This is a genomic window from Shewanella sp. 4_MG-2023 (assembly GCF_030548015.1).
Taxonomy (GTDB): Bacteria; Pseudomonadota; Gammaproteobacteria; order Enterobacterales; family Shewanellaceae; genus Shewanella.
Map to the genome: position 1 here is coordinate 141,880 of NZ_JAUORL010000004.1, position 12,200 is coordinate 154,079.

Annotated in this window: 12 protein-coding genes; 7 read left to right on the top strand and 5 right to left on the bottom strand. The window is 43.3% G+C overall.

The window, feature by feature from the left end; genetic code table 11:
- Window positions 1–40: 40 nt before the first annotated feature.
- The 5 genes from rluB to Q4546_RS03485 all read right to left on the bottom strand — a co-directional run bounded on the left by rluB (window position 41) and on the right by Q4546_RS03485 (window position 4,042).
- Window positions 41–913, bottom strand: coding sequence for a 23S rRNA pseudouridine(2605) synthase RluB (gene rluB / locus Q4546_RS03465; protein ID WP_076537086.1), 873 nt, complete (start codon window positions 911–913; stop codon window positions 41–43).
- Window positions 914–1,501 carry an SMC-Scp complex subunit ScpB gene (scpB, locus tag Q4546_RS03470; protein ID WP_102437419.1) on the bottom strand — a complete coding sequence of 196 codons (588 nt, stop codon included), beginning with the start codon at window positions 1,499–1,501 and terminating at the stop codon, window positions 914–916.
- A gap of 33 nt (window positions 1,502–1,534) precedes the next feature.
- A complete protein-coding gene (locus tag Q4546_RS03475; RefSeq protein ID WP_076537092.1) occupies window positions 1,535–2,323 on the bottom strand; it encodes a ScpA family protein in 789 nt (262 codons plus the stop codon).
- 241 nt (window positions 2,324–2,564) lie between these two features.
- On the bottom strand, window positions 2,565–3,185 hold the full coding sequence (locus Q4546_RS03480) for an L-threonylcarbamoyladenylate synthase (protein WP_076537094.1): 621 nt from the start codon (window positions 3,183–3,185) through the stop codon (window positions 2,565–2,567).
- Window positions 3,182–4,042: a PHP domain-containing protein gene (locus Q4546_RS03485; RefSeq protein ID WP_102437423.1), complete on the bottom strand. Its 861-nt coding sequence runs from the start codon at window positions 4,040–4,042 to the stop codon at window positions 3,182–3,184. Before Q4546_RS03485 ends, Q4546_RS03480 begins: the two co-directional genes overlap by 4 nt.
- Window positions 4,043–4,517: 475 nt before the next feature.
- Here Q4546_RS03485 and Q4546_RS03490 point away from each other — a divergent pair, with 475 nt between their 5' ends.
- The 7 genes from Q4546_RS03490 to Q4546_RS03520 all read left to right on the top strand — a co-directional run bounded on the left by Q4546_RS03490 (window position 4,518) and on the right by Q4546_RS03520 (window position 12,188).
- On the top strand, window positions 4,518–6,068 hold the full coding sequence (locus tag Q4546_RS03490) for an anthranilate synthase component 1 (protein WP_303445687.1): 1,551 nt from the start codon (window positions 4,518–4,520) through the stop codon (window positions 6,066–6,068).
- 38 nt (window positions 6,069–6,106) lie between these two features.
- The gene (locus tag Q4546_RS03495) at window positions 6,107–6,742 is read left to right on the top strand and encodes an aminodeoxychorismate/anthranilate synthase component II (RefSeq protein WP_102437589.1); all 636 of its coding nucleotides are present in this window, start codon (window positions 6,107–6,109) and stop codon (window positions 6,740–6,742) included.
- Window positions 6,742–7,782 (top strand): anthranilate phosphoribosyltransferase, encoded by a 1,041-nt coding sequence (gene trpD, locus Q4546_RS03500; RefSeq protein ID WP_102437425.1) that lies wholly within the window; start codon window positions 6,742–6,744, stop codon window positions 7,780–7,782. The genes Q4546_RS03495 and trpD overlap by 1 nt, the downstream gene beginning before the upstream one ends.
- Window positions 7,782–9,233, top strand: a complete 1,452-nt coding sequence (gene trpCF, locus Q4546_RS03505; RefSeq protein ID WP_102437426.1) for a bifunctional indole-3-glycerol-phosphate synthase TrpC/phosphoribosylanthranilate isomerase TrpF — start codon at window positions 7,782–7,784, stop codon at window positions 9,231–9,233. The genes trpD and trpCF overlap by 1 nt, the downstream gene beginning before the upstream one ends.
- Before the next feature lie 73 nt (window positions 9,234–9,306).
- Window positions 9,307–10,512 carry a tryptophan synthase subunit beta gene (gene trpB, locus Q4546_RS03510; RefSeq protein ID WP_102437427.1) on the top strand — a complete coding sequence of 402 codons (1,206 nt, stop codon included), beginning with the start codon at window positions 9,307–9,309 and terminating at the stop codon, window positions 10,510–10,512.
- A 4-nt stretch (window positions 10,513–10,516) separates the two neighbouring features.
- On the top strand, window positions 10,517–11,347 hold the full coding sequence (gene trpA, locus Q4546_RS03515; protein ID WP_198590468.1) for a tryptophan synthase subunit alpha: 831 nt from the start codon (window positions 10,517–10,519) through the stop codon (window positions 11,345–11,347).
- Window positions 11,348–11,642: 295 nt separating this feature from the next.
- The gene (locus Q4546_RS03520; protein ID WP_076537104.1) at window positions 11,643–12,188 is read left to right on the top strand and encodes a septation protein A; all 546 of its coding nucleotides are present in this window, start codon (window positions 11,643–11,645) and stop codon (window positions 12,186–12,188) included.
- Window positions 12,189–12,200 lie beyond the last annotated feature (12 nt).

Below are 12,200 nucleotides of genomic sequence, written 5' to 3' on the forward strand. Positions count from 1 at the left end.
GTGTGGCCTTTTGTGTCAAACAAGCACGTACTAAAACGTATTAACTACGCTGGCGGTTTGATTTAGGACGCGCTGCGGTAGTTTTGTGCTTACGCACGGCTCGGCGGATCTTAGCGCCTTTCACTTTAGCACGAGCGACACTGTGTTTATCAGTACCTAACATGGTGCGAGTTTCAGGCTCTAGACCTGCAACTTGGCGCAAGTAGTTTACTTGCTCCATATCCAGTTCAACCCAACCGCCACGAGGTAGTGACTTAGGTAGCTCAACCATGCCGTAACGAATACGGATAAGACGGCTAACTTGCACTTCTTGTGATTCCCATAAGCGGCGAACTTCGCGGTTACGCCCTTCTTTTAGGGTCACATGCCACCATTTATTAAGGCCTTCACCACCAGCAGCTTTGATGGTATCAAAGTTGGCAGGACCATCTTCTAATGTCACGCCTTTACGAAGACGTTGAACTGCCGCTTCAGGTACATCACCAAATGTGCGCACCGCATATTCACGGTCAACTTCATTTGATGGATGCATTAAACGGTTAGCTAGTTCACCATCAGAGGTAAATAACAGTAAACCTGAAGTATTGATATCCAAACGCCCTACCGCTACCCAACGTGAGTCACGTATTGTCGGTAAACGTTCGAAAACCGTTGTTCTGCCTTCAGGATCTTTACGACTACAAATTTCACCTTCTGGCTTATGGTATGCCAACACACGACAAATAATGTCATCTTCGGTTTTGATGGTTATAGCACGGCCATCGATACGGATTTTAGCTTCTGCTTCAACGCGATCACCTAAGTTGGCAATTTCTCCGTCTACACTAACACGGCCTGCAGCAATCCATGCCTCCATCTCACGACGGGAGCCATGGCCTGCACGGGCCAAGACTTTCTGCAATTTTTCGCTCATCTAGTTCGACTCTTCTGTTTGTTGTGACGCCATTGAGACTTTCTCAAATAACGCCTGCAATGACTCTTCATCCGATAGCGACGGTAAGTCTGCTAGGGTTTTCAAGCCAAAATAAGATAAAAATTCACTGGTGGTGGCATAGAGTGCCGGTCGCCCAGGCACTTCTTTATGACCCACTGTTTTTACCCAGTGTCTATCAGCTAAACTCTTTATTATGTGGCTGCTGACGGCCACACCTCTTACATATTCAATATCACCGCGAGTAACTGGTTGCCTGTATGCAATTACTGCTAAGGTTTCTAAGGTCGCACGTGAATATTTAGGGGATTTCTCTTGCCACAATGGTTGTAAGAATTCACTTAACAGCTCTTGGGTTTGAAAGCGATAACCACCAGCCACTTCGACCAGTTGTACCCCACGCTCTTGATAATCTTGTTGTAATTCATCGAGGCATTCTTTAATGCGTGCTCGAGAGACATCAAATTTCACTAATACTGTGTCTTTTAATGCTTTTACGGTTAGTGGTTTACCCAACACAAATAAACTGGCTTCGATTAATTGTTTTAATTGAATCATGTTTATTTGCATGGTCATCCTTTATCGTATCTTGTGCAATGCAGCTTAAAACGCTTTGACATAAATGGGGGTTAACGGCTCGTTTTGAACCAAATCAACCAATAGCTCTTTAACCAGTTCCATTAAAGCTAAAAAGCTCACTACCACGCCAGCTCGGCCTTCACTAATGTCAAATAAATCAGTAAATGGCACATAATGCTCGGTCGATAGTAAAGCTAATATCTGACTCATGCGTTCACGGGTCGATAATAGCTCGCGTTTTACATGGTGATGTTCGTTGGCATCAATTCTTTTGAGTACCTCTGAAAATGCTTGAGCAATATCAACTAAAGACACTTCAGGTGGCATCACCATTGGTTTTACATTGGGCGAGAGTGTCGCTTTCGCTAAAAATACATCTCGCTCTAGCCTCGGAAGTTCATCTAAATCAGCTGATGCCTGTTTGATAACTTCATAAGCTTTCAATTGACGAATCAACACTACCCGAGGATCTTCATCATCGTCTTCTTCGGTTGCCATTTTAGGCAACAGTAGTCGTGATTTTATCTCGGCTAATGTGGCTGCCATGACTAAATAATCAGCGGCAAGCTCTATTCGCGCTTCGGTTAAAATTTCAATATAAGCTAAATATTGGCTGGTGATTTTTTCTATTGGTAAGTCAACAACGTCGAGTTTTTGCTTACGAATTAAGTACAACAATAAATCTAGCGGGCCTTCGAATGTTTCTAAAAACACCTCAAGGGCTTCAGGAGGAATGAATAAATCATTAGGCATTGCGTCAAACGCTTCGCCTCGAACAACCGCTAAAGGTAAACTTTTCTGGATACCTTGCATTGTCGTCCCTTAATTTAATGATTAAAATCAGCTTTCTAAGTCAAATAACTTATTAAACTACATTACTACTGTTTGGCTATATCTGTTGTATTTCACAAAGATTAAACTTATATCAACTAAGTATTCAGAAAATATCTGCATCTAATTTTAGCGAGAAATTACCAAACGCGCGATTATACGCACTATTGACTGTGGTTGAAACCACTATCAATCAAACTTGTGCATTCAACCGTTGCAAGGGTTATTCAAAAATACTGGTATCGCCGGCGCCTTGACGAATTATATCGATATCGCCTTCAGACATATCTATAACCGTGGTTTGATTTTCAGCAAGGTAACCACCATGAATAATAGCATCGACATTGTGCTCTAAAATATCTCGAATATGCTCAGGATCAGACTCAGCAAATTCTGCATCTGGCATCACTAAACTGGTAGACATAATTGGCGCTTCTAACGCTTCCAATAATGCCAGTGCAATTAAATTGTTTGGCACACGAATACCAATGGTCTTTTTCTTGTCACATTGTAGTCGACGCGGCACTTCTTTACTGGCTTTAAAGATGAAGGTATAAGGCCCAGGAGTGCAGCTTTTCAATAAGCGGTAAGCTTGATTATCCACTCGAGCGAAATTGGCTAATTCTGATAAATCGCGACACATTAACGAAAAATTATTGTCGTTATCAATCTTACGAATGCGCGCCATACGGGTCATGGCATCTTTTTCACCGATCATGCAGCCCAGTGCATAACCTGAATCGGTAGGATAAACAATCACCCCACCTTGTTTTAAAATATTAACCGCTTGGCTAATTAATCTCGCCTGCGGGTTTTCATCATGTATATAAAAAAATTGGCTCATGTTCGCTCCGTCCAAGATTCTGCTTGCCACACCCACTGTATTCCAGCAGGTTGGAATAAATTTTTACCCAACTCAATCCAATTACTTGGAAAATGAAAATCACTGCCAATTGACCCCATTAGGTTATTCAAATGACTTAATGCGACCAAGTTGGCTCTATCATCAATACTTTGTTGTCCTAATACGACTTCCATCGCATCACCGCCCGCTTCTTTATATTCACGGACTAATTTTTTAAGCCATTTAGCAGATAGCTTATACCCGCTTGGGTGAGCTAATACCGCAACGCCACCACTACGGTGAATAATATTAATCGCGCTGGCCATATCGCCCCAATTATTGGGAACATAACCGGTTTTATTGCGGGCTAAATACCGTTTAAAAACACTCGGCATATCTTTGGCATAGCCTTTTTCAGCTAACCAGCGCGCATAATGGCCTCGACTGATAGCTGCGCCTGCTGCAAATTTTTGTGCGCCTTCATACGCACCTTCAATACCCGCCTTAGCTAAACGAATACCAATGTCTTTAGCCCGTTGCTCACGTAATTCACGTTGGTTTGTTAAAAACGCAAGTAGCGCAGCATCGGTAATATCCAAATTTAAACCGACAATATGAATATCAAAGTTATTCCAACGAGTTGAAATTTCAACGCCATTAATCAGTTTTAATGGCGTGGAATGTTGGTTATTGTATTGATGCGCTTCAGCCAATCCAGCAACGGTGTCATGATCAGTAATAGCGAGCATTTGCACGCCTTTATCAATGGCACGTTCAACAAGTTCAGCAGGAGTGAGTACGCCGTCAGATGCGGTCGTGTGGCTGTGAAGATCGGCCAATAGGGAGTCTGTTATCATTAGGTTATTGTACTTTAAACTTTGTTAGAATGCTTAGCCATCTAGCGTTTATTTGCTACATATACATCAAATTGCTACTGCTTTAGTCGCTAGTTGTAAAAAAATAATAAATTTGAGAAATATTCAATTGACTTTATAAGCCAGCTAAGGTCTTCTATAGCTAGTTACAGAATATAAAACCCATTATAAATGACTTCGCAGTGAAATGACCTGCAAATGACATAAAGAGAACCTTTTTAAATGACAAACTTTAACGCGTTAAACATCAGTTGGTGGTGGCACTTCCCAAATTAACGGGTGGTGTGAAGCGTTGTGGTTATTTAAATAACACAAGATTTTACTAAAAAGCCCGCAGAGATGTGGGCTTTTTTGCTATTTACGGCTTGCACTCTCCAATAAAACTAACGCAATCCAAGCTAAAATGAAGAGAACAGAGTATGAAAAAGCACACTATAAGCGAGGCGCAATAAGCATTATGGAACATCAATTTGCCCATGTGGTAACCCAAAAGCAGACCTTAGCATATCACGCTGACCCGCTTAGTCTTTATCAGCATATTACTGCTAATGCGCCGCATACTATGTTGTTAGAGTCAGCAGAAATAGAAAGCAAAGATCATCTTAAAAGTATTGTATTGACCCATGCAGCCATGATGGTCCGCTGTGATGGTTACCAGCTCACCTTTACTGCATTAACTGATAACGGCGCCAGCTTACTTACGCCAATCAGTAACTTTTTCCAATCCAGTGAGCAACAACGCCAAGATAATGTTATTACCATTCATCTTGCTAAAGCCAAAGAGCTACAAGATGAAGATGCCCGCTTAAAGTCCACCTCACCCCTTGATGGTTTAAGAATGTTTGTCCAGCACATACAAACTGATCAAAGTGATACTTTTGAGGACTTATTTTTAGGCGGTGTGTTGGCCTATGACTTGATTGATACGGTAGAGCCGCTACCTGATGTTCCTAATGCCGACAACGATTGCCCTGATTACTTATTTTATTTAGCTGAAACCTTAATCTTGGTTGACCACCAAACCCAGCAAGCCGACATTATTACTCATCAATTTTTCGACAGTGCAGCTCAAGCCTCGTCACTGCTTGAGCGAGTTACTCAGCTTAAAGCCAATTGCCAAACATTGGCAGCAGTTGCGCCATTGGTCAGTATTGATGCCCCGACTCAAGTCAATATCAGCGATGACGCCTTTAAACAAACCGTGGTTGATTTAAAAGAGCACATTGTTGCTGGCGATATTTTCCAGGTTGTCCCCTCACGTAGCTTTAGCTTGCCTTGCCCTAATACTCTAGGTGCATACCGCGCATTAAGACTGACTAACCCAAGTCCATACATGTTTTACTTTCGTGGTCCTGATTTCACTTTATTTGGCGCATCACCTGAAAGTGCCCTTAAATATGAAGCCGCCACCAATCAAGTTGAAATCTACCCTATTGCGGGTACCCGCCAACGTGGTAAAACTGCCGATGGCCAGATTGATTTTGATTTAGATAGCCGTATTGAACTTGAACTGCGCCTTGATAAAAAAGAGCTCTCTGAGCACTTAATGTTAGTGGATTTGGCCCGTAACGATATTGCTCGTATTAGTCAAAGCGGCAGTCGTAAAGTGGCCGAGTTATTAAAAGTTGACCGCTACTCTCACGTGATGCATTTGGTGAGTCGGGTGACAGGTCAATTACGCGAAGATTTAGACGCGCTACATGCCTACCAAGCAAGTATGAATATGGGCACCTTAGTTGGCGCGCCTAAAGTTCGTGCTTCACAGTTAGTTAGACAAGCTGAACAAGCTCGTCGTGGCAGTTATGGCGGCGCTGTCGGTTACCTTAATGGTTTAGGTGATATGGATACCTGTATTGTGATCCGCTCAGCCTTTGTAAAACATGATGTTGCCCATATTCAAGCTGGTGCGGGTGTGGTGTTTGACTCCGATCCCCAAGCTGAAGCCAACGAAACCCGTCAAAAAGCACAAGCCGTTATTTCAGCAATTAAAATGGGAGGCGGACTATGAGCACTCTTTTAAACACAACTGCCACGCAAGACAATAATATGAAATTGTATTTACTCGATAACTTCGACTCATTTACCTATAACTTGGTGGATCAATTCCGCTGCTTAGGCTTTGAAGTGATGATTTATCGTAATGATGTCAGTGCTGATTATTTAGCAGAAAAGCTAATAAGCGAAAACGGTAAAGCCGCATTAGTATTATCTCCCGGCCCCGGTGCGCCTCACGAAGCAGGCTGCATGATGGAGCTTATTGCAAAAGTGGCGGGTAAAGTCCCTATGTTGGGAATTTGTCTGGGTCATCAAGCCATGGTTGAGCATTACGGCGGTAAAGTCGAACGCGCTCCTTTTGTCGTTCATGGTAAAGCCAGTCCAACCATTCATAATGGCGAAGGTGTATTTGCTAACCTGCCTTCACCTCTGCCCGTTGCCCGTTATCACAGCTTAGTCGCCACTCAAGTGCCGGCATGTTTAGAGGTCATTGCCAGTACAGATGATATGCCAATGGCAATTTTGCATCCTCAAGATAAAGTGGTGGGTTTTCAATTTCACCCAGAATCAATATTAACCACTTTAGGCAGCACCTTATTAACGCAAACGCTTACCTACCTAACTCAAACATCTGCAGATGTTGATACGTCAGCTAGTGTTGATTCACCAGTTAAAGGAGCCCTGTAATGGCTGAGCTACAACCACTTTTAGACTCGCTATACCAAGGTAATGCCCTTACTCGCGGCCAAAGTGCGCAATTATTTAGTGCTATTGTTGCTGGCGAAATGGATCCCGTCGCCATGGCGGGCATGTTAGTGGCGCTAAAAATGCGCGGCGAAACCATTGATGAAATAACAGGTGCTGCAGATGCGCTGCGTCGAGCGGCTAAACCTTTCCCACGAAGCGCATCGTCGTTAAGCCAAGGCGTAGTCGATATTGTTGGCACAGGTGGCGATGGCCATAACACCATTAATATCTCTACTACCGCGTCTTTTGTTGCTGCAGCTGCAGGAGCAAAAGTCACTAAACATGGTAATCGCGGCGTATCGAGTAAATCGGGCGCATCTGATGTGCTATCGCACTGCGGCATAGCCTTAACCATGAGCCCTGAATCTGCCAGTAAATGTGTTGATGATTTTGGTTTATGTTTCTTGTTTGCGCCCCATTACCATGCCGGTGTAAGACATGCTGTGCCTGTAAGGCAAGCCCTTAAAACTCGCACCATTTTTAATATTCTAGGCCCGCTGATTAATCCAGCAAAACCTGAAGCCATGTTACTTGGGGTGTATTCACCGAAACTAATCGCGCCGATTGTCAATGTGCTTAATGCCTTAGGCGTGAAACGTGCAATGGTGGTGTATGGCAGCGGTTTAGATGAAGTTGCGTTACATGGCGAAACCCAAGTAGCTGAGCTTAATGATGGCAAAATTCGTTTTTATAAATTAACCCCACAAGACTTAGGTGTTGAGCCTGCAGAAATTAAAGCACTAGAAGGTGGTGAGCCAAGTGACAATGCCCTTATCACCCAAGCAATTTTAAAAGGTGAAGGCCAACCTGCTCATCGTGACGCTGTCGCCATTAATGCCGGCTGTGCGCTTTATGTCAGCGGTGTGTGTGACACGGTACAGCAAGGCACAGCGTTAGCACTTGAAACCATCAACAGTGGTAAAGCTTATGAAGTATTAACCCAACTCGCTGCAGCAAGCCAACAAGAGGATGCGAAATAATGACTACCACTAACTCTGGCGCTAATACAGCGGATAAAGAATCAAACGTATTAACCAAGATTGTTGATACCAAAGTAGCGCATATTGCCTCATTAAAATTGCGCTACCCTGAAGCCAGCTTACAGCCAAAAATTTCAGACCGTAGTTTGTTTGATGCGCTTAAGGCACCCAATGCCGGTTATATTTTTGAATGTAAAAAAGCCAGCCCTTCTAAAGGCCTCATTCGCCCTGTGTTTGATGTTGAAGCCATTGCCGACATTTACGTCAAATATGCCGCCGGTATTTCAGTATTAACCGATGAGCAGTTTTTCCAAGGCGATATCGACTATATTCCGTTAGTACGCGCTCGCGTTAGCCAACCTATTTTATGCAAAGACTTCTTTGTTGACCCATACCAAATCAAGCTTGCGGCTCATCAAGGCGCCGATGCAGTGCTATTAATGTTGTCAGTACTTGATGATGAGCAATACAAGCTTTTAGCCGCTGAAGCCGCAAAATACAATTTAGATGCCTTAACTGAAGTCAGTAATCAACAAGAGTTAGACCGAGCAATTGAACTTAATGCCGCTATTATCGGTATTAATAACCGTAACTTGCGTGACTTAAGTACCGACCTTGCCATGACAGAAGCCTTAGCGCCGCAAATTCCAGCTGACCGAGTTATTATTAGTGAGTCTGGCATTTACACCAACCAACAAGTTAAGCGATTAAATCCACTGGTTGATGGCTACCTTGTTGGCAGCTCAATTATGGCCCAAGATGATATTGATTTAGCCTGTCGTCAGCTCATTTTTGGCAATAATAAGGTGTGTGGTTTAACCCGTTTTGAAGACATTAGCGTGGTAGCTCAAGCGGGCGCGGTATTTGGCGGATTAATCTTTCATTCAAAATCGCCACGTCATGTCAGCGTTGAACACGCGGCAGACCTTGTTAACCAAAGCCAGCAAGCAGGCATTGGACTTCATTTTGTCGGCGTATTTGTCAATCAAGCCAATGCTGAAATCGTTGCAACCGTCAAGGCTGTTGGTTTAAAGGTAGTGCAATTACACGGTAATGAAACCAGCGCCGACATAAGCGAGCTAAAACAATTACTCGCAAGCGCCAAGCTTGATTGCCAAATTTGGAAAGCGGTGAGCGTAGACAGCAGCACCAATACCGTTGGCGATAAAGCACAAGGCTGTGGCCGATACTTATTCGATAGTAAAAATAGTGCTGGATTTGGCGGCACCGGCGAGACATTTAACTGGCAAGGGTTACTCGATTCATCAGTTATAACAGCGACTGAACGAGATAACGCCATGCTTGCAGGTGGGCTGACACCCGAAAATATATTTGAAGCCAACCAGCAAGGCTTTTATGGCTTAGATGTTAATTCAGGGGTTGAATCTGCGCCCGGAATTAAAGATGCACACAAAATTAATTTAGCCTTTAACGCCATTAGAAAGAATTAGTGCCATTAGGCAAGACTGAATGGCAAAGCGCCTGCTAAACAACAAAATTAAACAGAATCATTAAGGAATACCCATGACAAAGCTTAAGTTAGACCCTTATTTTGGTGAATATGGCGGCATGTATGTGCCACAAATTCTAGTCCCTGCTCTTAAGCAACTAGAAACTGCCTTTGTTGATGCTCAAGAAGATCCTGAGTTTCAAAAAGAGTTTACTGATTTACTGAAAAACTATGCTGGCCGCCCAACTGCGCTGACATTAACCCGTAATTTAAGCCCTAACCCAATGGTAAAAATTTACCTAAAGCGTGAAGACTTACTCCACGGCGGCGCCCATAAAACTAACCAAGTATTAGGTCAGGCATTACTGGCAAAACGTATGGGTAAAAAAGAAATTATTGCAGAAACCGGAGCAGGCCAACATGGCGTTGCATCGGCATTAGCCTGTGCGTTATTAGGGCTTAAATGTAAAGTTTACATGGGCGCTAAAGACGTTGAGCGTCAATCACCTAACGTATTTAGAATGAAGTTAATGGGCGCAGAAGTTATCCCTGTCACCTCAGGCTCAGGTACCCTTAAAGATGCTTGTAATGAAGCCATGCGTGACTGGTCTGCAAGTTATGACAAAGCACATTACTTATTAGGCACAGCTGCTGGGCCGCATCCATTTCCGACAATTGTACGTGAATTTCAGCGCATGATTGGTGAAGAAACTAAACAGCAAATTCTTAAAAAAGAAGGCCGTTTACCAGATGCCGTGATTGCCTGTGTCGGTGGAGGTTCAAACGCCATTGGCATGTTCGCTGACTTTATTGATGAAAAAGACGTTGAGCTTATTGGCGTTGAGCCGGCAGGTAAAGGCATTGATACCCCAATGCACGGCGCGCCGTTAAAGCACGGTAAAACTGGTATTTTCTTTGGGATGAAAGCGCCGCTAATGCAAAATAGCGATGGCCAAATTGAAGAATCATACTCAGTGTCAGCAGGTCTTGATTTCCCATCTGTTGGTCCACAGCATGCTTATTTAAATTCAATTGGCCGCGCTCGATATGAGTCAGCAACCGATGATGAAGCCTTAGAGTGTTTCCAGTTATTGGCTCGCACTGAAGGGATTATCCCAGCATTAGAGTCAGCTCACGCGATCGCTTATGCCGTACGATTAGCAAAAGAGGCAACCAAAGAAACCATTTTAGTGGTTAACCTTTCGGGCCGTGGTGATAAAGATATTTTCACCGTCTCTGACATTCTAGAACAACGTGCTTCAGCTGATGCTGCGAAATAAGGAAATCAACATGTCTGTAAATAATACCAATCGTTATCAAGCTGCTTTCGCTGAATTAGCCGCTAAAAAACAAGGCGCTTTTGTGCCTTTTGTGACCTTAGGCGATCCATCGGTTGAAGTATCACTTAACATCATTAAAACCCTAGTGGATAACGGCGCTGACGCATTAGAGTTAGGCTTTCCGTTTTCAGATCCATTAGCAGATGGCCCTGTGATCCAAGGCGCAAACTTACGTGCCCTAGACTCTGGCACCACAGTGGCTGATTGCTTTGCGCTGCTCACCCAAGTGCGTGAGTTATACCCAGATATGCCTATTGGCTTATTGTTATACGCAAACCTTGTGTTTACTAATGGCATTGATGCGTTTTATAGCAAAGTGCAACAAGCCGGTGTTGATTCTGTGCTAATTGCGGACGTGCCCGTTGAAGAGTCAGCTCCCTTTAGTGAAGCTGCTAAAAAACACGGGATCTCACCAATTTTTATCGCCCCGCCTAATGCTGATAGCGACACCTTAAAAATGGTCAGCGTTGAAGGTCAAGGCTATACCTATTTGTTATCTCGTGCTGGGGTAACAGGAACAGAGTCAAAAGCTGGCCAGCCCATTGATCAAATACTCGCTAAACTGGCTGAATATAATGCACCGCCACCATTATTAGGTTTTGGTATTGCTGAGCCAAGCCAAGTCAGTGAAGCTATTAACGCTGGCGCTGCTGGCGCAATTTCAGGTTCTGCTGTAGTGAAAATCATTGAGCGAAACCAGCACGATGAAGCGGCATTGCTACAACAGTTAGCTGAATTTACCCGTAATATGAAAGCGGCGACGCATAAGGGCTAATTGAGTAAGTTTACAAGTCAACGGACATAAGCTGACGTTAATTAAAGCAAAACATTGAAACTAAATATGCCGTAATCCAATAGGATTGCGGCATTTTTTTATATTAATGGGGCCAAACATACACAGCGCCAATACCGATCCTCAACGATCAATAAAAACTTATCAAAATTTCCCCAAGTTCAGCCGAACGACGGCGAATCAACTTCAGATCAGCTGCGGTAACTGCTACACTTTGAGCCATTATTTTCCTTTAGCAAACGGACTGCTAACACTTACTTTTAGGTTATTGCATCTAATGAAACAACTGCTTGATTTTCTGCCATTGGTTATCTTTTTTACCGTCTATAAATTTTATGATATTTATACTGCAACAGGTGCGCTAATTGCTGCCACAGCCGTGCAGCTTATCGTGACTTATTTGCTCTATAAACAAGTCGAAAAAATGCATTTAATCACCTTTGCCATGGTGACCTTTTTCGGCACCTTAACCTTAGTGTTCCATGATGACGCATTCATTAAATGGAAAGTCACCATAGTCTATGCCTTCTTCGCCATCGCATTACTTGTCAGCCAGTTAATTGGCAAGCCAATTTTAAAAAGCATGCTTGGCAAAGAAATGAAGTGTGCTGATAACATTTGGGCCAACGTCACTTGGTATTGGGTTACCTTCTTTGTTGCCTGTGGTTTGGCTAATATCTATGTTGCCTTCAGTTTGCCGCTAGAAACCTGGGTCAACTTTAAAGTCTTTGGCTTAAGTGCATTAACACTGGTCAATACTGTTATTACCGTTGTGTATCTGTATAAACATATGGAACATGATGAGTCTGAACAAGCAAAATAAACTTAAGGAAAC

Bases quoted from the DNA above. Each gene is read 5' to 3' on its own strand.
- rluB (WP_076537086.1), bottom strand. From the start codon at position 913: ATGAGCGAAAAATTGCAGAAAGTCTTGGCCCGTGCAGGCCATGGCTCC.
- scpB (WP_102437419.1), bottom strand. From the start codon at position 1,501: ATGCAAATAAACATGATTCAATTAAAACAATTAATCGAAGCCAGTTTA.
- Q4546_RS03475 (WP_076537092.1), bottom strand. From the start codon at position 2,323: ATGCAAGGTATCCAGAAAAGTTTACCTTTAGCGGTTGTTCGAGGCGAA.
- Q4546_RS03480 (WP_076537094.1), bottom strand. From the start codon at position 3,185: ATGAGCCAATTTTTTTATATACATGATGAAAACCCGCAGGCGAGATTA.
- Q4546_RS03485 (WP_102437423.1), bottom strand. From the start codon at position 4,042: ATGATAACAGACTCCCTATTGGCCGATCTTCACAGCCACACGACCGCA.
- Q4546_RS03490 (WP_303445687.1), top strand. From the start codon at position 4,518: ATGGAACATCAATTTGCCCATGTGGTAACCCAAAAGCAGACCTTAGCA.
- Q4546_RS03495 (WP_102437589.1), top strand. From the start codon at position 6,107: ATGAAATTGTATTTACTCGATAACTTCGACTCATTTACCTATAACTTG.
- trpD (WP_102437425.1), top strand. From the start codon at position 6,742: ATGGCTGAGCTACAACCACTTTTAGACTCGCTATACCAAGGTAATGCC.
- trpCF (WP_102437426.1), top strand. From the start codon at position 7,782: ATGACTACCACTAACTCTGGCGCTAATACAGCGGATAAAGAATCAAAC.
- trpB (WP_102437427.1), top strand. From the start codon at position 9,307: ATGACAAAGCTTAAGTTAGACCCTTATTTTGGTGAATATGGCGGCATG.
- Q4546_RS03520 (WP_076537104.1), top strand. From the start codon at position 11,643: ATGAAACAACTGCTTGATTTTCTGCCATTGGTTATCTTTTTTACCGTC.